This is a genomic window from Parabacteroides sp. AF48-14, assembly GCF_003477465.1.
Lineage (GTDB): Bacteria > Bacteroidota > Bacteroidia > Bacteroidales > Tannerellaceae > Parabacteroides > Parabacteroides acidifaciens.
On sequence record NZ_QUDI01000015.1, the window covers coordinates 62043 to 82493 of the forward strand.

Here is a 20451-nt window from a genome sequence, read left to right on the forward strand (position 1 = left end):
CAAAATCAATAATGGCAGGTCGACCACCGGGCCGACCAATGTTAGAACATGCAAATATAACTTTTTACCCGGAATGAGCCTGCTATTCTAATTATAATAGTTCTAAAAGGAAACCGTCATCCATTGTGAATCCGAAGCAATAGAAATCTATTCCCGACGTCCTCAAAAATATATTCGACGTCGCCGAAAACTTACACGACAGCGTCAAGAATATACACGACGCCGCCGAAAACAGATTTCCTCCGCTTCAAATAAGAGCGCACACATAGGGAATATTAGATAATAATCGGCGAAAGCTTTAAAAATCAAAACTATTTTCTACTTTTGCGATTAGCTAAAGATTCTGATATGACTCTCAAAACATCGCCATACGATCTGTTGACCCGGGAAGAATTAATACAATTACTGGAAGTTAGGGATAATGAACCGGATAGATCCAAGGTTCGCACACCCTTTGAAACGCCAACCATCAAACGTATTATTTCCGAAGTTTTGGTTATCCTCTTTAATGAAGAGAAAGATCCGATCGAAAAAGCTATGCGCGTATTGTTGGACTACTTCAATGCGGATTGGGGCTACGTTGCTATTTTCGAAGAAGACGGACAGACCGCCAACTTTATTTGCGAAGCGATGAGCGAATGGGTAAAAGTCCCCAAAGACGACCAGAGCAAGCTGACCTACGATACAATTCCCTGGATTATCGAAACCGTCAGAAGCGGGCATGACATCGTGTTGGGCGATATAGCCATGCTGCCATCCGAAGCTGCCACCGACAAGGCTTTGCTGACCGAACAACAATTAAAATCCATGCTGATCATACCGCTGACTTTTCATAATAAAGTACAGGGATTCATCGGTTTCGACTCCGTGCGCGCACATCGTTTCTGGACAATAGCAGAAGTCGAGGATATGCATCTTACGGCCAGTATATTTTCCATTATCATCGAACGCTGGCAGACCAACAATAACCTTGAAGAGTCGAGAAAACGCATTTCCGAACTAAGCACGAAGTTCCAGCAGTTTTTCAATAATCTGCCGATCGGCGTGGAATTGTACGACTCGGAAGGTTATCTGATCGACGTAAACGACGCTGATTGCAAAACCTTCGGTACAAGCCGCGACCAATTGATAGGAGTGAATTTATTCAAGGATCCGTCTATCCCAGCCAAAGCTCTCGACCAGATATCAAAAAGGAAAGCGTTCAGTTTTTCGTTCACATACGATTTCAATGCCGTACGAGATTCCGGATATTATTTATCATCTCTAACCGATCAAGTTAAATATCTGATGATAAAAGGGATCGGTTTGACCGACCATGAATTCGGCCATATCGGCTACTTGCTTATCATATCCGACGAAACGGAAAAACGACTGGAAGAGGAGCGTATGCAAAACAACCTGGCAACCCTTAAAGCGGTTCTCCTCTCCGGCCATTCGCTGGTTGCCGAATATGATATAGAGAAAAAAGAATTGTTCATCGACCCCTTACTCAATGAGGCAGGAGAGAGCAATAAACTCTTCAATTACCTGAGAAACAACAAGCACATGACTATCGAAAACGTACAACAGATTGTCCGGAAAACCGATAATGTCAACCAATTGTTCCAGGTAATAAACGGAGTGCAGGATCATTGCAGCTTTATATGCCGAACCAGTATCGAGAACGAAACGATCTGGATACGTATCAATGCACAAGCTTACAAGACAAAGGGAAGCAAGCGGTTGAACAAAATGGTTTGCCACGTCACCGACATAACCGAAGAGAAACTGTTGGAAGAGAAATTGTATCATGCAGAATATGAAACCCGGCAGTCGGAACTGGAAATACAAAAAGTACGCGAAGCTGATAAACTAAAATCAGCATTCCTTGCCAATATGAGCCATGAGATCCGGACGCCGCTCAACGCCATAATCGGCTTCTCCGGCATCTTGGCTGAGACAGAAAACAAGGAAGAAAAAGAAGAATTTGTCAAGATAATCAACAAAAACAGCGATTTGCTGCTTCGGCTGATAACCGATATTCTGGACTTCTCGAAAATAGAGTCGGGCATCCTGGATTACTCGCTTACCGATGCCAGCCTGAAGGAAATATGTCACGAACAGTATCAAGTCCATTCACTGAAAATGCCCGACGGGGTTGAACTGATCTGTGATTTCGACTCCTTGCCGGATATTATCGTTCATACAGATCCCAAACGTATCACGCAGGTCATTTCAAACCTGATTTCTAATGCAACCAAGTTTACGGAAAAAGGTCGCATTACGCTTTCTTACCGCATTATGGAACGACGCATCTTAGTCGAAGTAATCGATACGGGCATCGGAATCTCCCCCCAAAACCAGCGCACGATCTTCGAACGCTTTGTAAAAGTTGATTCATTCAAACAAGGTACCGGTTTAGGACTCACCATTTGCAAAACCATTGTCGAAACACTCAACGGAACAATCGGAGTAGACTCCAAACTCGGAGAAGGATCGCGTTTCTGGTTTACGCTGCCTTATAACGGATAGCCTCCCATGTTTGCAACAGGACGGAAAGAAGGATCAACCCCAGCCCTGCATAAAAAGCGAAGTTCAACTCTTTCGCTTCCCCGAAAAAGAGCATGGCAAGGATAATGCTGTAGACAGGCTCCAGATTATAACTCAGATTCACAGTAAACGCGGAAACCTGCTTCAACACCTGTATCTGCAACAGGTAAAGCCCTATCGTACAAACCAACGCAAGCAGCAGCAGATAAAGGAAATTAATCATCCCCGGCAAGATCGTCTCTACCGGAAAGAAATGCAGATAAAACGGCAACAGACAGGTCAGCCCTAAAAAACCGCCAATCATTTCGTAAAGTAACATCATGCTGGAAGAATGGCGCGCACCCACTTTCTTATTCGTAATAGTAAACAGAGCCGCCAATGCCGACGAAACCACACCGATAATAATCCCTGTCCGATAACGTGTATCGAACTGGAAAATCAAAACAATGCCGCATACGGCCACCAGGCTGAACAATATCTCTTTAATCGAAAGACGCCTTCTGATAATCAGCGGTTCCAACAACGCAGTAAAGAAACCGACCAGCGAGAAGCAGACTACACCGATCGAGACATTCGCTGCCTTGATGCTCCCATAGAAAAACACCCAGTGAAGTCCCAACAGCAAGCCTGTCCCGGCGATCTTCAATACTTCACGAAAAGGGACCCGTTTTAGTTTCCCACTCCCCCAAAGAATCAGGAAAAGCATAACTGCAGCCAAAAGCATCCGGTACCAGACGAGCAATCCCTCGTTCAGCGTGACCAGTTTTCCAAACAGGCCGGTAAAGCCTGCCAAAAGAATGGAAATGTGCAGTTTTATAAATGCGTCCCTCATCAGAAATAATACATCACAAGCCCCAGAATGCGGTGGTTCGTTACCGAATGTATATCCACCACTTTGCCGGAAGCCATATCCGTTTCGCCATACCAAGCTGTCGACGGCATATATTCAAGACCGATCTGCCAATGTGGCAAGTTGTACGAAAATGCGATATTGGTAGAAAGCAACTGGTCCAGATCCAAGCCCATACCATATTTAGCAGGAGAAACCAACGCATCAGACGTTCCCAGATTCTTCGTATAACCGGCAAAGAAATGCCCTTTCCACTTGGTCCCATAGGTGAAATTCACCCAGGAAGTAGAATGGCGGTAAGGAGTATATTCCTGCTCGCCGTTGTCCGGATTGATCGCGCTGATACCGTAACCACCGATCAGCGCAGTGTGGTCCAGGCTGGAAGCCATCAGGCTCTTCGCTGCAAAAGTATAATTCCGCCCGGTATATTTGACATGCGCTTCATAAGAAAGGGCTGTCATGCGCTCATTCACTTTATAAGTCTTTTCATCCCAGACAGCCGAAGTGCGTGGTTTCAGCGAAATCAAATGAATGCCGGCACCTGCCAGCCAACCATTGCCGGACGCATAATCCGCACCGACATAGAATTCGGGCACGCAGCTGTTCTTAATATATTCCTCACTCATCCCGTTCGGCCCACTCGAAAGATACTGTAATTGCCAGATAGCGGAAGCCGTCAGCTTCACCTTGCCGGCTTTATATTGATAACGCAATTGGGGACTGCGGTTGAAAGGCTGGAAAGGCGCGCCTGTCGAAAGGTTCAACATATCAGGGAAAACACTTCCGAAAAGGGGATGCCAGGTGTGTCCGATCAGCACTTGGCTCCGATCCCAGTCCAAAGCAACATAGGCCTGGCGGACGCGTAGCATCGTATTACTGGACGAAAAACCGCCAAAGTCAACTTCAATCTTAGCGCTTGTCCGGGCTATACCCACATTCGGACCGGTCATATCCAAACCCAACCGGGAAGTAAACGTGTAGAAACTGCCGTTAGGACTGGCGTTCAAGTCCTTGCCGTCAGGGTCCGGCTTTTTATCCAATGGAAACAAATAGAAGTTTCCGTCTATCGGAGCCATGTTAGCCCGAGAGTTATAGAAAAGGTCACCACGGACAAAACCGTAAAACTTATAGGTGAAATCTTTCTTCTGCGCTGTTGCCGGAAAGAACATACAGATGCCTGCCAGCAGTAATATCAGCTTTTTCATATTTGTCGTTTGTTATCAGTTTACAGAGTTGGCCGCAAAGATATATATTTTCCGGTATTTCATTTGAAGAATGGAATATTATTTGTTACTTTGCTTCCAAGTTGTAAGCCTTAATGGCCATTTTGGATTAATAATGTAAACGACATAACAATATTATGGAAAGTAAGAAATTTTTATTGCAGGAGAAAGATATTCCTACTGCTTGGTACAACATTGTAGCAGATATGAAGAATAAACCGCTTCCTCCGTTAAACCCTAAAACAAAGGAACCACTGAATCCGGAAGACCTCTATCCGCTGTTTGCCAAAGAATTGGTTCATCAGGAAGTAAACCAGACAGACCCTTGGATTGAAATCCCGGAAGAAGTGCGCGAGATGTATAAAATCTGGCGTCCGACTCCGCTGGTTCGTGCTTACGGACTGGAAAAGGCATTGGATACGCCGGCCCATATCTATTTTAAAAACGAAAGCGTCAGCCCGGTCGGTTCACACAAGTTGAACTCAGCTATCCCGCAAGCCTACTTCTGTAAAAAGGAAGGTGTGACGAATATCACAACCGAGACGGGTGCCGGACAATGGGGAGCATCTATGGCTATGGCAGCCAAACATTTCGGCTTGGAATTAGCGGTTTATATGGTTAAGGTAAGCTACAATCAAAAACCTTACCGCCGTTCCATGATGCAAACATTCGGGGCTGAAGTAGTCGCATCACCGAGTATGAGTACACGCGCCGGACGCGACATCATTACCAAACATCCGAACTATCAGGGAAGTCTGGGTACAGCTATCTCCGAAGCAGTCGAATTGGCTATGCAGACACCAAACTGTAAATATGTATTGGGCAGCGTACTGAACCACGTAATGCTCCACCAGACCGTTATCGGTCTGGAAGCTGAAAAGCAGATGGAAATGGCAGGGGAATATCCGGATGTCGTCATCGCTTGCTTCGGTGGCGGTTCAAACTTCTCCGGTATTGCATTCCCGTTCCTGCGCCATAAACTGACACAGGGTAAAGATATCCGCATCGTTGCAGCAGAACCGGCATCTTGCCCGAAACTGACACGCGGACAATTCCAGTACGATTTCGGTGACGAAGCCGGCTATACTCCGCTCCTTCCGATGTTCACGTTGGGACACAACTTTGCTCCGGCCAATATCCATGCAGGAGGTCTGCGCTATCACGGTGCAGGTTCTATCGTCAGCCAACTGAAAAAAGACGGATTAATGGATGCAGTCGACATCCAGCAATTGGAAACATTCCAGGCTGCCACCCTATTTGCACAGAGCGAAGGTATCATCCCGGCTCCCGAATCATCACACGCTATTGCTGCAGCCATCCGCGAAGCCGAACAAGCCAAACTCGAAGGTAAACCGCGTACAATCCTGTTCAACCTCTCCGGTCACGGACTGATCGATATGGCCGCTTACGACCAATATCTGGCAGGTGACCTGACAAACTACGAGGTTACAGATGCAGATGTAGAAAAAAATCTTTCGGAGATAGAAAAGATCATCAAATAAATATGAAAATGGCGCTAATAACAGGGACTCACGTCTTTTGTTATTCGCGCCATTTACGATGTGTCTATGAAATATTCTAACTTAGGTATTATGAAAAAATATCATTATAACTTGTTGCCGGGGCAACAAGATTTTGGACATTTAAGCTAAAATCCTTTTTTTTCTGATTCCACATGCCATATGTGGTATTGATCTCCCCTGTTTCTACATTATATGTATAAATTGTCTGATAATAGGGGACCCATGTTTCCTTACTCTCGTTCCAGCGATATGCCGTTTTCTCTGACACCTTGCCGTTTTCGTTATAAGAAAACTCATATTTAAATTCCTTACTCAAAAGTCCATTATCATTTAAGAAAATGACTTTTGAAATAACTTTACCATTCTCTTCCTTCGTATCATACATGTACTCTCTGGGAGAGGCTGCGCTCATTGCAAGATTACACAAAAACATAACTGCAAGAACAAGAATGCTTTTACTTAAAATTGAAGCTTTCATATATTTATTACTTTAAGATTACTTTCAAATTGCGGTGCAAAGGTAGAGAGCAAACCGGAATCAAACAAGAATTTACTTACATATTGTCAGCAAATACAGCTTATTTAACAATATTCAACCTTTTATCCGCTTTCCAATCACAAATCAACTTACATATTGTAAGGAAAGAACGAATTTCCTTTCTTAAATCAGGATTCATCTTCCTTAAATTCGAGAATATCCGCCGGTTGGCAGTCGAGCTCCTTACAGATTGCTTCAAGAGTAGAAAAGCGTATAGCTTTGGCTTTACCCGTCTTTAAAATCGAAAGATTTGCCGGAGTTATGCCGATACGATCAGCCAAATCGCCCAAAGCAATCTTCCGTTTTGCCATCATCACATCCAAATTCACTATTATAGCCATATCTTACTCCTTTGATTCTTCATTAGTTACGATACTATCTATTTCACCATCCGTCTTTTCCGAGATTTGCCAAGCCGGAGCCTTCAAGCTTCGGTTCAAGAAATAGATACAGACAGCAGACACTATTACACTTAGAGAGAGAAGCCCGGCAAAAGGCATTACGCCTGTCATTTCATACACAGAATGTTTATCCGGGTAATAAATTACAAGCAAAGCCAAGAGAGCAGTCACAATCATATTCGAAAGAACACATAACCCCAAACTACCGGACCGGTAATAAAGGTATCCCCAAAGCAATCCGAACAAGAAAAAAGAGATATTATGTCCCGGGTGAATAACACCGAATATCAAGGCTGAAATTATAATCGCATATTTAGGCGCCAAGTCTTTTTTCTCGAGCAACGAGCTAAGTATGGCTCCCCTATGCAACAATTCTTCGGTAACCGGACTAACTAAGATAAGGACACAAAGTCCAAATGGACTCAGACTGATATCCCTCAAGATATTCAAATGCTTATCCAGATCTTTATAACCCAGGAAATTACCCAAGCCATCCAGTCCACTCGCAAAATAGAAAAACACGATATTCAGTATAACCGTCAGCAGGATTACTTTCATTGAACGGAATGACCAGGTCAAAGAGTCGAAATGAACATACTTCTTCGACAGTATATACCAGATAAAAAACAAACAGCCCAAAAGCAGCCCCGATATAGCCATATAGGTTATAGCAAGGGATTCCTCCATAAAAAAGAAGAAAGGAATACCCAGGAGAATCCCAAGAAATACAAACCCGATCTGAGCAAGCAGTAGTTTTACAATTCTGTCCATATCTCTTACTCTTTTGATTCTTCGTTAATAGACTCTACAGAGGCTGTTTCTTCCGCCAATACAGGATCTTTCCAAAAGGGAAGTTCCCGCATTCGATTCAGATAATATGAACCTCCAATCAGCAAAAGCGCACCCACTAACAGGAACCATCCCTCCGGCGCAACACCTGACATCTCCCCAAGACTCTGAGCATCCGGATAACAGATTGTAAGTGCAGTGCTGATTCCATTCAACATCACATGGATAATCATACAAATCAGCAGGCTACCGGTTTTGTAATAAATACGGCCTAACGCCATCCCCAAGAGAAAAGCATAAAGTATCTGAGCCGGGTTCATATGGATAATGCCAAATATTAATGCAGAAGTCAAAACCGCATTTCGCCAGGATAGCTTTTTCAGCAAGAACCCCAATATCGCTCCACGAAACAACAATTCCTCTGCAACCGGTCCTAATACAACGATGCCTAAAACGCCCAAGGGATTAAAGCTCAAGTCCATAAACTGGTCTTCCATCACATTCGGCAAATCAACCTGCTCGTTCAACCAAGTAGCAAGGAAATAAGCACCCAGTCCATAGGCAACCATCCACGACAGCACAGAAACCGACCGGATCGACCAAGTGTACTCGTTCATGCGTATATAGTCCTTCTTAAACAGATACCAGATCATCATCAAAGAAGCCAAGATCAGCGCAAACGCCAGCATATAGGTTTTATCTAGGAAAAACATCACCGGTAAAGCCAGCAATCCTCCAATAAATTGAAATCCTATATAAATCAGTACTAACTTAATAATCGTTTTCATATTTCTTCCTCCTAAACCGTTAATTCCTGTTCTTCTTTCAATTTAACTCCCAAAGCAAATATTTCGGCAAAAAGGCCGAATAAAAGTGCAATAAAGAATGTCCGGAATTTGAATGCGAAATCAGCTACCGAATAACCCGGAAAAGCAATTCCACTCTGCTTCAGCAAGAAATAATGATCGATTCCGGAAAACAAATTCTCCAAAACACCCACCAGAACCAGTGCCAGACAAATAACACGAAGCCTCCGGATATTCGGACGTATAAATATTTGCTGCCGCTGTACATCACGGATAAAATAAGCAAAAGACAACAAAGCCCAAACTCCTAAACCCAAGATAACCGGAGTCCCGATAAAACCCATAAGTGCAGAAACAAGCTGATAGGTGTCAGATGTCTTATGCGCCACGGTAACAGCACTCAACTGATAAGGGTACTTATCACCGGACGATAGTTGTAATGTATCCAGAAAGATATTACCAGCCAACGGCTTCAGATCCAGATTCACCCGATGTATCTCCTCACCATCTTTCTGCTCAATCACATCATGTGAAGCCTCCGACCATCCTTCCGCAAATTCCAGAAAACCATTGCCGATAGACAAAATATAGCAGACACCTAACAGGATGCAAAACAACCGAATACTATTTTTCATTTCACATCTCCTTTAAATTGTCAACTCCTGTTCCTCCTTCATCTTCAGGCCGATTGCGAAAATACGGCCTACCAACAAAGCGATCAATCCCATAATCAGCGTCATTGACTGGAAGTCACACCAGAAATTATGCTCATAGCCTTCCAGTTCGAAAAGGCGGGCGGCAGCCCAATAGTTCATCAACATATAAGCCTGTGTCAGCACAAAGGAGATCAGCAGGTTGCGGCCGATGCAGTTCAAGCGGCGTACATTCACCCAGTCGAATATCACTTCATGGTTAATCGCATTGATCAGTTTATAGAACTGGGTGATTGCTTTCACGATAAAGAACAGGCCGATCAAGACAAGGAAACTACCGAACTGTGTAAACCCAGTATCTTTGGTTTTTGCCCAAACCAACGTTTTGATATGCGAAGCCGGATACCACTCCTGATCCTTCTGATTAAAGACCTTATCAGAAGTGGCAGCCAAAGACTTCGGCCATAAATTAAGAGCCAGCGGACTCATTATTTCCGTCGTGATATTTGTTGCTCCTTGCTTGTGAGCCTCTTCCACTTGCGACATTCCAACCTTGAAACCATCCACAAAAGCGTTGCCCATTGAGTAGATGGTCGGCACTAAAGACAGCCCGACAAAGAAAAATATCAATACACAGATCAGATTTAATTGCTTTTTCATAACCTATAGCCTTTTCTTGTTAGAAGAGGATGTGCCAAAAGTCCCTCGTTCCCGCGCTTGACGCAGGATCACATCAGAACGAACCGTATGATGAAGCCTGTTCCTTTGCGGCCCCGCGTCAAGCGCGGGGACAAGGAGGACGCATCCCCTATGTTTTATTATAAACCTTTTATATCAAACGGCATACGGGCAATAACACCGGATTCCGTTTTTGCTCTCTGGATAGTGGAGTAGAGATTGAATTGTTCTTCGCCCATAACAGACTTAACCATCGAAACCTTTACTTCGTCCATCTTCTTCTCCATAAACTTAGTGAAGAAATCTTTCGGACCGTCGGCAACCGTTACAGAGTAATCAGTCAGTTCAGCTAAAGAAGCCGCCTCTTTAATAGCATCATCCATACCGCCTAACTTATCGACCAGACCTCTTTCCAATGCCTGTTCACCTGTCCAGACACGGCCTTGTCCGATTGAATCGATCTCTGCCTTTGTCATACCGCGGCCATCGGCGCAACGAGTCAAGAACAGATCATATGTTTGTTCAACACCACGCTGGATCAATGCTTTTTCATCTTCACGCATCGGACGGGTGAAATCGCCCAGGTCGGCATATGTATTGGTTTTCACGATATCGGTAGTGACACCCAGCTTGTCAAATGTTCCGGTAAAGTTGCGGACTACGCCGAACACGCCTATTGAACCGGTCAGTGTCGTACGTTCGGCAATGATCTTGTTTGCAGCACAAGAAATATAATATCCGCCGGAAGCAGCATAATTGCTCATTGAAACGACGATCGGCTTCTTTGCTTTCAGCTCAACAACCTCTTTCCATATCTGTTCGGAGATATACGCACTACCGCCCGGAGAATTTACGCGAAATACAACAGCTTTCACATCATCGTCATCTTTCAGCTTACGCAATTTCTTTGCCATTTCTTCGGAAATAACCTGTTCGTTTGCTCCGAAAGGAGAAGAAGAATCTTCGTCCCTGATTTCACCTTCGGCATAGAGGATTGCAATCTTATTCTTACTGTCTTTTTCTTTGACTTTGATTGAAGCGACTTTATCAACACCGGCTGTCTTCAGCTTGCCTTTCACGTCCTGTCCGGCCATTTCCTTTACTGCATTTTCCACTTCATAGCGGTAGCAAAGTTTGTCGGCCAACTTATAATCTACGGCATTCGTTGCCTGTCCCGTTGCTAAACCTTCATTCAGGTAACGGTTCAATTCGTCGGAAGAGATATTGCGGCTCTTTTCAATTGCAGATGTCATATTTCCCCAGACGCTACCCAGAAGAGAAGTAAGCTGTTCGCGGTTAGCGTCGCTGAACTTCTTCAGGAAATAAGGCTCCACTGCACTTTTATAGGTTCCAACCTTAAAGATATAATGCTCAACTCCGATCTTTTCGGCAAGGCCAGTATAGAAAATACCTTGTGAAGCAAGCCCGACAAGTGAAACGCTTCCCTGCGGATTCAAGAATATAGAGTCTGCTACGCTACACAGATAGTAGGAGCCTTGTGTATAGAAGTCACCATAAGAAACGATAAACTTACCGCTACTCTTGAAGTCTTCCAACTCGCGGCGGATTGCCTCAACTCCGGCAAAACCGGAAGAAAGGGAACCGGCTTCCAGATAGATACCTTTGATATTATCATCCGCCTTTGCACGACGGATTGCTTTGATCACATCCGGCACAGCCAACTGACCACTGCTCTCGCCCATCAACTCGGAAAAAGGATTCTTAACCGACTGTTCTACCAACGTACCGTTCAAAGAAAGTTTGAACACCGTGTTCTTACTCGGTTTGTATTCAGTAGAACCACCAGAGCTGGCTGCTACTCCGATGAAAAAGAAAATGGAACCCATCGTTACGATTCCCAGCGCAATCAGCACGCCCAGCGTGGATGCAAATACTGTTTTGAAGAACTGTTTCATAATGTTTTATCTGTTTGTAGTTTATTTTATATCGTTAATTCTTGCTCTTCTTTCAATCTCAAACCTATTGCAAATATTTCCGCAGCCAAAAAAGCGATCATCGCATTTATTAAAGAAGGAAACTCTATCATACCTTCGCCAGTAATTTCATAACCGGATATCTCGACAGCAGAGCGGACGAACACCAGTTCCATATAATTGCCAATCGTATATATAACACCAATTAGCAACAGACAAACGCCAATCCATCTCAAACGCAACACATTAGCCTTCGTAAAAATCAAAGCGGACTGTATGTCAGCAATTAATTTTAAAAAAAGAATAATCACAGCTAACAAAAGCGGAAGCAAAAGAAATCCCATTATACCAATCGCTATGCCGTAACCTGGATTCTCATTTTCTGAAATACTTATTTGTACCTTTTGTACATCTGTCGGAACATAGCTATTTGTCTTTGTATTATAAACCGAATCTATTATTGCTACATCGCCACCCTTTTTCCTGATAAAAATATCATGTCTGGATAAATATTCCTTATCTTGCGTTTTGCTTGGCTGTTCTGGGAATTTTCTTGCACTCTCATATCCTTCTTTATAGGCCGTGGAAATCTCCCCCCATGAATAAAACAGGGTATATCCGGTATGGACAGTCAGTGCCAGAAGTATCAACAAAGCAAATATGTTTAATCGTCTTTTCATATAAAATCTTTTACTATCCGTTTCTCAAACAATATTTATTGTTATTCGATATGCAAAAGAATATATTATTTCCGAGACTACCAAACTTTTTTATTGTTTTTCGATAAAAATATTATGAAATGCGAGAAATATATATTGAAATGTAGGAAAAGATGGTAAGGGCGAGGTCTGCTCGCCCCTACGAAATCACATACGCTAAAAAACTACATCCCATATATATAGGAAACATGGAAATGATCAAACATATGTTCTCCGCAAATAAATTACTTCCACATATAAATGACGTTAACATTATTGCAATAAGGAAATAGCAATACACCTTCAATGAAGAGATAAACACCTTTTTAAATAAACCTGGTTTCATCACACGTTCTTTTAAGATTAAACAAAATGAAAAAGTTTCTTTTATCAAACCCTTCCGGCGTACTCATCCACTGTATAATTGAGGAATTGGTTGAACGGGTACAATAATTTGAAATCGGCAACCGCTTTATCCATCCAGTCGGAGGCGAAGAAGAATTCGTCCGGTTTGTAGGAGACGACACTAAAATCTTTATGGCGAAGGATTTCATCGTATTTGAAATCGGAAGGATAGCCGGCAGGCATACGTTTCAGGACTTCGCCTTCCATCACCGGATATACTTTCTTGAAAGTCGGTTTCTCCATGATCGCCACAAAATCCTCTATATTCTCATAAATATCCTTGCGAAGCGCCTTCAACAAAGCCGGCGGCGGACACCAGACACCGCCCGAAAGCAGACAACCACCCGGTTCGAGATAGATATAATAGCCCGCCCGTTCACTACCGCGGCCACCGCAAGAGGCAATATAGGCCGCAAAATGCGTTTTGTAAGGAGTCTTATTCGGAGAGAAGCGGATATCCCGGTAAATACGGAACAGGCAATCTTTCGCCTCCAACCCGGCAACCTCCGGATCGAACAGGGCAATCCGGTTGATCAATTGTTGGACTTCGTCGATAAAGCCTTTGCGAAGAGCATCATAACGATCCTTATTTGCCTGGAACCATTCACGGTAATTGTTCTGACGCAGTTCCGTCAGGAATTGTATTATTTCTGCATTCATACCTTTATATATTATATCGTTAAAACATAAATCCTAAATTCATATAAAACTGCAAGCTCGAGTTGCGGTTAGACATCCCGACGTCGCACTCAGCGGTCCGGCTATGCTGTTATAGGCATATCCCAGGCTGCCTCCCCAAAGGCTTTTTCCTTGCAGCAAATGGAAAAAGTCGCCGTTATGGATGCCATAGTTACCGGTCAAAGTGATATAATTATTCCCGGCAATACGTTGCCGCAACTGCAAACGGGCGATGACAACCGAATTGTCCAATATCTCCATATGGCTAATGCCGGCAAAAGGCAACTGCTGCGGCAAATAGCGTCCAAACGTCTCACCGCCTACCGCATTCAAAAACGGATAAGCCGTGTTTCCGCCGATCAGGACACGGCCGTAAAGCGCCGGCAAAAGACTCAGGCGCGAACTGATGGGGCAAACCGTCATAAACTTCAACCCGATCGCCGAGAAAGGAGAACTGCCGTTATACCCCACAAAGTTATCCGTATAGAGTGAATAATCCGCCTCTAAGGATACGCCTTTGTTCGGGAAATAGCGCCGGTCGAACGTCTCGAGGTGTGCCGTAGCAAAATAACTCAGGAAGCTCTCCGGACGCACATCATACTGCTCGCTGTTTCCCGTATAAAGGAATGAGTTATAATTGAAATACTCATAACGGAGCCCGGCTTGAATCTTGAAGCTCAACCAGTTCATATCCGAATAGGCGAACTCGGCCAGATGGTGCGTATAGGTCGTGTTGAACCGCTTATCCCCCTTTTCATAAATATCCAGATTGTTATAGCTGAATTTGTAGGACAGGTTGAAGTTGCGGAGCGGGGAACGCTCGATCGAATAGTCCAGCCTGGCCGAAGAAATCTTGCTCCCCACACGCCCGGTAAAGGCAAACCGCGAATGGTTCCGTTTTCCTTGATGGTAAGTCGCGTTGAGCAGCACCCCGATAATCTCTTCCGAGTCGAAGCGCACTCCCAGATTCACCGAACTCTCCGATTTCGGCTGCAATGTCAGGACAAGATCCTGCTGGTTCTCGCCCGTCAACTTATAATTCACATACGCATAAGCATTTGTACCGACCAACACGGACATAGCCTTCCGAAGCTCTTTCAACGTAATACGGCTGTTCTCTTTCAAAGCACAGATGCGGTGCAACCAACCGATATCCCGCGGATCGGCGCCATCAAAACGGATATGACGGATATTGAACGTATCGGCAGGGAGGACCGGTCGATGTTTCTGCCGGGAGGCCAAAATAGGAGGCGTATAATCATCCGGAAGGCCGATCTTCTGTTTCAAGGCGATGATCTCGTCCCAACGGCGGCGGGCATCCATCTCTCCCCGCCGCATCATCGTGTCGAGGGCGGCTGTTGTAAAACTGGCCGAGCGGTACGGCTCCATATCCGGCCGGAAAAGCAAGTCCGTCCGGTCACGATTACGGGCATATTTGTCATAACCATGCAAAGCGATGATCTGCGTCACGATATCGCCGGGCGAATGCAAACGGTCGAAGGTACGCAGATCGCTGGTTGCCAGGTCTACGCCAATAATGATATCGGCCCCCATCGCAAGCGCGACATCCACCGGATAGTTGTTATTCAATCCTCCGTCGACAAGCACCATACTATCCAGCCGCACCGGGGTAAAGACCGCCGGAATCGCCATACTGGCACGCATGGCAAGCGGAAGACTGCCTCCGTGAAACACATAGTCTTTACCACTGACCATATCTACGGCCACACAAGCAAAAGGTATCTGGAAGGTATTGAAATCGACCGAGTCATGGTAACCCATCGTCAGGTCGGAAAACAGGTTTTGCAAGTTCTGTCCCTTTACCACACCGTCAATCACGCGGTCTTTCTTTTCACGTCCGAAAGGCAGGGAAAGGATATATCGTTCAGCTTTCTCCTTTTCGGGGAAAAACAGGTGGCTGCGCTTCACCTTATCGCTAAGCAGCATCGGCCAGTCTTGCGACTCGACCATCTCTTTAATCTCATCCGGGCTATATCCGATCGCGTACAGTCCACCGACAATCGCTCCCATACTGGTTCCTGTTACAATATCAACCGGTATGCCCGCTTCCTCCAGGACTTTCAACACCCCGATATGCGCCACACCTTTTGCCCCGCCACCGCCCAACACGACAGCAACCTTCTTGCGCTCCCCCGCCATCGCAGGCCACACAAGCAGAAACATGAGCAAAAGAGACAGGAATTTCTTCATCATTGCAAACATACTCATCATTTCGTAAGTACACAAGCGGTGGACTGCTAAAAGATGAATTTGTTCATGGCTTGGGTTAGTTGATAGCCATTTGTAAAAATCAATAGTACCAATCTAACAAAACGTATCATGTTTATTTCAAATAGACCAACATCAATACCGGATTATCATCCTCTGTCAATTTCTTCAATTGGGGATGATCCAATACAGCGGGATTCTTTTCTGCCTCTTTCATGATCTCTTCAACCTCCCAGACTGAGAGCAGAAGGTTCTTATCCAGAGATGTCGCCGGGCGCAAAGGCAAGGCACCGGGAAAGTCATTCTTTATATAACCGCCCGGGATGGAAAAACATTCCTTCGCTTTTTTGTCATAAAGCACCATGTGGCGGGTTCTCTCTCCCGCCCAATAATTATAAGGCATGAAAAGCAGAGAATCCGTTTCAATCACCTGGTTGCGGATATAAGGGGCTGCGACTGTGGCATACGTTTTCCAATCTCCATCACATACTTCCATCCGGCAGTCGAGAGGAATGGAATATTTACCCAGATCAATGATATAACGCGGTTGGAGTTCATCCTTAGTAACAACAAACAGGGTATCACAATAAAACTCTTTATAACAAACCTTGCCATCATAATGGAATATATATCGGTCAATTCCACTCATCATTAACCTCCGGATTCCGCTTTTCATCTCAAACAAATCGGAACGGTAAAAGGTATTCAATGTCTCACATTTCGGGTTCGAGATATGAATACGCTCTTTCTGTTGCCCACTGCTGTTAAGCATAAAGGTCGCAACCAGGCTATCATTCAACATGGCAAACTGAGCCGGATCTCTGTCGGGCGTCTTTATATCATAAAGAAACTTCCCCGTCTCCATATTATACACATTTATCTTCCCGGAAGTCGTCAGCATAAAGACCAACCCGGAGTCTTCATTTACGTCGACTTGCTGGAAATAATTGAATTGTCCGGGGCCTCCGCCTCGTGAACCGATCGTCCGGATAAATTTCCCGTCTAACGTATATTGGTATAACACTGTATTACTCGATACAAACCAATATTTACCGGTTTTAACCACAGTACCCGAATTAATAAAATCAATCAGGCAATTATCTTTCGTCTCCAACGGAATATACCGTACCGAGTCGGCAATATCGCTCAGTTTCATTTCCCGTTCCACACCGACTCCCGCTTCAAACGGAACAGCTATGGGATATTCGGGTTCTACCGGTTCCACTTCGGCTACCGACTGTTGTTCGGTCTGCTTTCCACCACAGGCAAAAAGAGAAAACGCCAGGCTAATTAGAAATAAGGACTTGTATGTCATAAATATATATTATTAAATTATCATTTAGTGTTTAATGTCTTCTCCTCTGCTTTCTGTACAGCTTTCCTGCCTGCGTTGAAAAGGGCGGTGTCCGTCTGGCCGTTTTTTTTCATTTCACGGGATTTCTTGATTGCGGCATCCATTTCGTCCATAAACTTTTTCTCATTGGCGGGGATTTCCGGCAGGCGGTCGATTAATGTCTTCAGGTCTTCAACAGCCAGTTTGCTCCTTTTTCCGTTAGGGGCGATCATTTCCAGTTCTTTTTTATTCTGGAAGAAGGCCTCTTCATACATATATTGCAGGAATCTCCGGTAGGCATGGAAACCTTCTGTCTTACGACGGGTACGGAAACACTCGTTCAGGAAAAGGTTCTTGATAAACAAAGCGCGTGACTTCCGCTCGTCAGTTCCGTAATCTACCACTCCCCAATTGCCATACTGCCGGTCAATACGAAACAGCAAATCGAGACGATCCTTATTTTCCAGCCAAGCTTTATAGAACATGGCATCCGCCTTATATCCCTGCCCATCGGCCCATAAAGTCTCACCACGGGAAAACAGCAACATATTGGCCAACGCTTCATTCGGACGCATCAACTGTTCCGCCCGGTCAAACAGCTCGAGGGCGCGCTTCCGGTCATATGTCTTTCCTAAGGCCGCCCCTAAAAGCAAAGTCGTTTCCACATCCGCCGTATCTTTCAAGTAAGCTTTCTCGAGCAACGGGATTGCGTCGAAAGCGCGTTCGGACAGATAACGGGCCGCACCGCCATACTTTAACGTAAAGAAGGAAGAGTCTTTCTCCGCCAGCAAGACTTCATAAATGGAGTCCGCCTCCTCATAGTTCTTATTCATATAATAGGCCATCGCCTTGTTTCCCATCAGAGCATGGTTTCCGGGATTATAATACAGAGCTGTGTCGCATACCTCAATGGCATCCAGCACATTCGGCCCTCCCTGCCGGAGCAGGCAGTTGACCAAAGCGCTGGCAAGACCGGCATTCTCCCGGTTGGCATCATGCGCCTGGAAATAGCAGATCGTAGCCGAATCGATCGCATTAATCTTCATATAGCAGTCTGCAAGATTCCGGTAGATGACAGGATTCACAACCGCAGTATCCTGATTCCGCAAAACATCGAAGCGGCGGATCGCATTCTCATAATCACCCAACTGGACATACAGGCGGCCTAACTGGTAATTGGCAAAGAAGTCCGTACTGTCGTTCTGCAACACTTTCTGAAAACAATCCTGCGCGACAGAAGCCTTCCCTAAATTCATAGCCATACGTGCAACGGAACTCAGGGCATCATAACTCGTCGTATCCATCCGATAACAATATTGATAACAGGCATACGCATCCCTATATTGAAGCAGGCCCTCATAGGCTTGTCCGATAGCAGACATCGTAGCATAGTCGGCCGAGTCAGCCGGCGTAAGGCTTCCGGCACGCGCCACGGCAGCAGCAAACTGTTTACGGTTCACCAATTCCTGGAGTGTCGGGATCTGTTCCTGTCCGAAAACAGACAGCGAGCAAAGGGCCAGGCACATCCAAACCACTACCCGCTTCCGTATCGTTTGAATCTGCTTTTCCATATTGTCTATCGATTTAATGTTTAGATATTCCGTTTATTCCAGCCCTGCCTCTTTCAACAATTTTCGCGCCTTTTCTTTTTCTTCTTTGGTGAGAGCGATCGTATCGAGTTTCGCTCCGCTTTTGTGTAGCGTTTTTTCCTTTTCCATGGCTTTCTTCATCTGGCCTGCATCTTCTCACGCCTCTCTCTTTCTTCTGCCGGCATTTCAGGCAATTGGCTGATCAGTGCACGCAGGTCGGCAACCGCCAGCTTTGATTTCTTTCCGTCGGGGGCCAGCATCGTCACTTCATCGTCGTTCTTGAAAAAGGCATCTTCGCAAACGGCTTCGAGGAAAGGACGGTAATTATACAGGTACTGTTGCGACTTATCCGTCTTCATATAGGCAGTCAGGTACGTATATTTACTGAAAATAGTTTTTTGCAGTTCTTTCTCGTTCTGAAACAAGGCGGGGTTCAAATCCCAGTAGTGCCGGTTTATTTCATACAGGAAATTCAACTGTGTCGGGTCTTTCTTCCAGGCTGCATAATACAGTTTTTCCGCTTCATTCCAACGTCCGTCACGTTGCAACGCATCTCCGCGGAAGGTTGTCAGCAGGTTGACAAAGAATTTCTTCGGTTGCATATTCAGTTCCGCCTGGTCGAACAGCTCGTAAGCCCGCTTCCGGTCATAGGTCTTCCCAAGCGAAGCGCCGTACAGCATGGCTGTTTCCACATCTGTCGAATCTATTTCATAAGCCTTCTCCAAGAGTTCGACTCCGTCCAGTGCGTGCCCCGACATATAGCGGGCAGCCCCTCCGTATTTCAGATTCAGGAACGAAGAATCACCATCTGCCAGCAAACCGGTGTAAACCGTATCTGCCTGCAGATAATCTTTTGTCATATACAAGGCCATCCCTTTGCTTTGCCTTATCTGGCTGTTATCCGGATTATAGAACAAGGCGGTGTCGCAGACCTGCAAAGCGCCTTTTCCATCTCCCATCCGGAGCAGTGTGTTGATCAGGGAAGAGGCGACGCGTATATTCTCCGGATTCAAACTTAAAGCACGCCCATACAGTTCTAAAGCAATCATTATATTCGGAGCCGTGCCCCTTTTGATATGGCAATCCGCCAGGCCGGTGAGGATAGAAGGATTCTCGCCTTCAATGGAGGCAAGCACATGATAGTGTTCCGTCGCCCTGCCGTAATCTCCTAATTGGTAATAGAGACGCGCCAACTGGTAGTTTGCATAAAAGTTCAGGCTGTCGGCATCCAGCACCTTGTGGTAACAACGTTTCGCTTCCGCTATCCGGCCGAAGTTAATCGCATTCCGCGCGACGGCATTCAAGGCATCCACATTGTTCGTATCCATCTGCAGGCAATAGGAAAAACATTGGTATGCATCCTTATAGCGCAACAGACCTTCGTAGGCCTGCCCGATGGCAGACATGGTGGCGTAATCAGCCGAATCAGCCAGAGTCAGGCTGTCGGCGCGTGCTACAACTGCCTGAAACTGTTTCCTGTTGACCAGCTCCTGGAGTGTAAAACTCTGCGCCTGCCCCCAAAGGGACAGTGCGCAAAGAAACAGTAATAGAGAAAACTTACATTTCATATAGTATCGTATTTCGTATAACTCCAA

General features: G+C 45.2%; 17 protein-coding genes and 1 pseudogene. 2 read left to right on the plus strand and 16 right to left on the minus strand.

Going from position 1 to position 20451, the window contains the following annotated elements; translation table 11 throughout:
* The first annotated feature begins 348 nt into the window (after positions 1-348).
* The gene (locus tag DW083_RS08970) at positions 349-2511 is read left to right on the plus strand and encodes an ATP-binding protein (RefSeq protein WP_122332135.1); all 2163 of its coding nucleotides are present in this window, start codon (positions 349-351) and stop codon (positions 2509-2511) included.
* Here DW083_RS08970 and DW083_RS08975 read toward each other — a convergent pair.
* Together DW083_RS08975 and DW083_RS08980 are read right to left on the minus strand one after the other, a co-directional pair.
* Positions 2489-3361, minus strand: a complete 873-nt coding sequence (locus tag DW083_RS08975; RefSeq protein ID WP_122332136.1) for a DMT family transporter — start codon at positions 3359-3361, stop codon at positions 2489-2491. The two genes, DW083_RS08970 and DW083_RS08975, sit on opposite strands and share 23 nt — an antisense overlap.
* The gene (locus DW083_RS08980) at positions 3361-4584 is read right to left on the minus strand and encodes a DcaP family trimeric outer membrane transporter (protein WP_122332137.1); all 1224 of its coding nucleotides are present in this window, start codon (positions 4582-4584) and stop codon (positions 3361-3363) included. The genes DW083_RS08975 and DW083_RS08980 overlap by 1 nt, the downstream gene beginning before the upstream one ends.
* 155 nt (positions 4585-4739) lie before the next feature.
* On the opposite strand from DW083_RS08980, the gene DW083_RS08985 reads away from it, so the two are divergent.
* Positions 4740-6104 carry a TrpB-like pyridoxal phosphate-dependent enzyme gene (locus tag DW083_RS08985; protein ID WP_122332138.1) on the plus strand — a complete coding sequence of 455 codons (1365 nt, stop codon included), beginning with the start codon at positions 4740-4742 and terminating at the stop codon, positions 6102-6104.
* Positions 6105-6192: 88 nt separating this feature from the next.
* Here DW083_RS08985 and DW083_RS08990 read toward each other — a convergent pair whose 3' ends face one another.
* From DW083_RS08990 to DW083_RS09050, 14 genes and pseudogenes are all read right to left on the minus strand, one after another.
* Positions 6193-6603 (minus strand): DUF3836 domain-containing protein, encoded by a 411-nt coding sequence (locus DW083_RS08990; RefSeq protein WP_115498894.1) that lies wholly within the window; start codon positions 6601-6603, stop codon positions 6193-6195.
* 188 nt (positions 6604-6791) lie between these two features.
* Positions 6792-7004, minus strand: a complete 213-nt coding sequence (locus DW083_RS08995; RefSeq protein ID WP_115498893.1) for a helix-turn-helix transcriptional regulator — start codon at positions 7002-7004, stop codon at positions 6792-6794.
* A gap of 3 nt (positions 7005-7007) precedes the next feature.
* Positions 7008-7835: a CPBP family intramembrane glutamic endopeptidase gene (locus DW083_RS09000; RefSeq protein WP_122332139.1), complete on the minus strand. Its 828-nt coding sequence runs from the start codon at positions 7833-7835 to the stop codon at positions 7008-7010.
* Positions 7836-7840: 5 nt separating this feature from the next.
* Entirely contained in the window at positions 7841-8641 is an 801-nt protein-coding gene (locus DW083_RS09005; RefSeq protein ID WP_122332140.1) for a CPBP family intramembrane glutamic endopeptidase, read from the minus strand.
* Between the two features lie 11 nt (positions 8642-8652).
* The gene (locus tag DW083_RS09010) at positions 8653-9294 is read right to left on the minus strand and encodes a DUF2975 domain-containing protein (RefSeq protein ID WP_122332141.1); all 642 of its coding nucleotides are present in this window, start codon (positions 9292-9294) and stop codon (positions 8653-8655) included.
* 12 nt (positions 9295-9306) lie between these two features.
* Complete coding sequence (locus DW083_RS09015) at positions 9307-9972, minus strand: DUF2975 domain-containing protein (RefSeq protein WP_115498889.1); 666 nt, start codon at positions 9970-9972, stop codon at positions 9307-9309.
* A 158-nt stretch (positions 9973-10130) separates the two neighbouring features.
* The gene (gene sppA / locus DW083_RS09020) at positions 10131-11906 is read right to left on the minus strand and encodes a signal peptide peptidase SppA (protein ID WP_122332142.1); all 1776 of its coding nucleotides are present in this window, start codon (positions 11904-11906) and stop codon (positions 10131-10133) included.
* 26 nt (positions 11907-11932) lie between these two features.
* A complete protein-coding gene (locus tag DW083_RS09025) occupies positions 11933-12604 on the minus strand; it encodes a DUF2975 domain-containing protein (protein ID WP_122332143.1) in 672 nt (223 codons plus the stop codon).
* Between the two features lie 408 nt (positions 12605-13012).
* Positions 13013-13687, minus strand: a complete 675-nt coding sequence (locus tag DW083_RS09030; RefSeq protein WP_122332144.1) for a DUF2461 domain-containing protein — start codon at positions 13685-13687, stop codon at positions 13013-13015.
* A gap of 19 nt (positions 13688-13706) precedes the next feature.
* A pseudogene (locus DW083_RS09035) lies at positions 13707-15916 on the minus strand (patatin-like phospholipase family protein).
* Positions 15917-16049: 133 nt separating this feature from the next.
* The gene (locus DW083_RS09040) at positions 16050-17249 is read right to left on the minus strand and encodes a 6-bladed beta-propeller (RefSeq protein WP_122332145.1); all 1200 of its coding nucleotides are present in this window, start codon (positions 17247-17249) and stop codon (positions 16050-16052) included.
* A gap of 20 nt (positions 17250-17269) precedes the next feature.
* Positions 17270-18838 carry a lipopolysaccharide assembly protein LapB gene (locus DW083_RS09045; protein ID WP_233552009.1) on the minus strand — a complete coding sequence of 523 codons (1569 nt, stop codon included), beginning with the start codon at positions 18836-18838 and terminating at the stop codon, positions 17270-17272.
* A gap of 33 nt (positions 18839-18871) precedes the next feature.
* Entirely contained in the window at positions 18872-18997 is a 126-nt protein-coding gene (locus DW083_RS23345; RefSeq protein ID WP_255419800.1) for a hypothetical protein, read from the minus strand.
* The gene (locus tag DW083_RS09050; protein WP_122332146.1) at positions 18994-20424 is read right to left on the minus strand and encodes a lipopolysaccharide assembly protein LapB; all 1431 of its coding nucleotides are present in this window, start codon (positions 20422-20424) and stop codon (positions 18994-18996) included. Before DW083_RS09050 ends, DW083_RS23345 begins: the two co-directional genes overlap by 4 nt.
* Positions 20425-20451 lie beyond the last annotated feature (27 nt).

Bases quoted from the DNA above. Each gene is read 5' to 3' on its own strand.
- DW083_RS08970 (WP_122332135.1), top strand. From the start codon at position 349: ATGACTCTCAAAACATCGCCATACGATCTGTTGACCCGGGAAGAATTA.
- DW083_RS08975 (WP_122332136.1), bottom strand. From the start codon at position 3,361: ATGAGGGACGCATTTATAAAACTGCACATTTCCATTCTTTTGGCAGGC.
- DW083_RS08980 (WP_122332137.1), bottom strand. From the start codon at position 4,584: ATGAAAAAGCTGATATTACTGCTGGCAGGCATCTGTATGTTCTTTCCG.
- DW083_RS08985 (WP_122332138.1), top strand. From the start codon at position 4,740: ATGGAAAGTAAGAAATTTTTATTGCAGGAGAAAGATATTCCTACTGCT.
- DW083_RS08990 (WP_115498894.1), bottom strand. From the start codon at position 6,603: ATGAAAGCTTCAATTTTAAGTAAAAGCATTCTTGTTCTTGCAGTTATG.
- DW083_RS08995 (WP_115498893.1), bottom strand. From the start codon at position 7,004: ATGGCTATAATAGTGAATTTGGATGTGATGATGGCAAAACGGAAGATT.
- DW083_RS09000 (WP_122332139.1), bottom strand. From the start codon at position 7,835: ATGGACAGAATTGTAAAACTACTGCTTGCTCAGATCGGGTTTGTATTT.
- DW083_RS09005 (WP_122332140.1), bottom strand. From the start codon at position 8,641: ATGAAAACGATTATTAAGTTAGTACTGATTTATATAGGATTTCAATTT.
- DW083_RS09010 (WP_122332141.1), bottom strand. From the start codon at position 9,294: ATGAAAAATAGTATTCGGTTGTTTTGCATCCTGTTAGGTGTCTGCTAT.
- DW083_RS09015 (WP_115498889.1), bottom strand. From the start codon at position 9,972: ATGAAAAAGCAATTAAATCTGATCTGTGTATTGATATTTTTCTTTGTC.
- sppA (WP_122332142.1), bottom strand. From the start codon at position 11,906: ATGAAACAGTTCTTCAAAACAGTATTTGCATCCACGCTGGGCGTGCTG.
- DW083_RS09025 (WP_122332143.1), bottom strand. From the start codon at position 12,604: ATGAAAAGACGATTAAACATATTTGCTTTGTTGATACTTCTGGCACTG.
- DW083_RS09030 (WP_122332144.1), bottom strand. From the start codon at position 13,687: ATGAATGCAGAAATAATACAATTCCTGACGGAACTGCGTCAGAACAAT.
- DW083_RS09040 (WP_122332145.1), bottom strand. From the start codon at position 17,249: ATGACATACAAGTCCTTATTTCTAATTAGCCTGGCGTTTTCTCTTTTT.
- DW083_RS09045 (WP_233552009.1), bottom strand. From the start codon at position 18,838: ATGGAAAAGCAGATTCAAACGATACGGAAGCGGGTAGTGGTTTGGATG.
- DW083_RS23345 (WP_255419800.1), bottom strand. From the start codon at position 18,997: ATGAAGAAAGCCATGGAAAAGGAAAAAACGCTACACAAAAGCGGAGCG.
- DW083_RS09050 (WP_122332146.1), bottom strand. From the start codon at position 20,424: ATGAAATGTAAGTTTTCTCTATTACTGTTTCTTTGCGCACTGTCCCTT.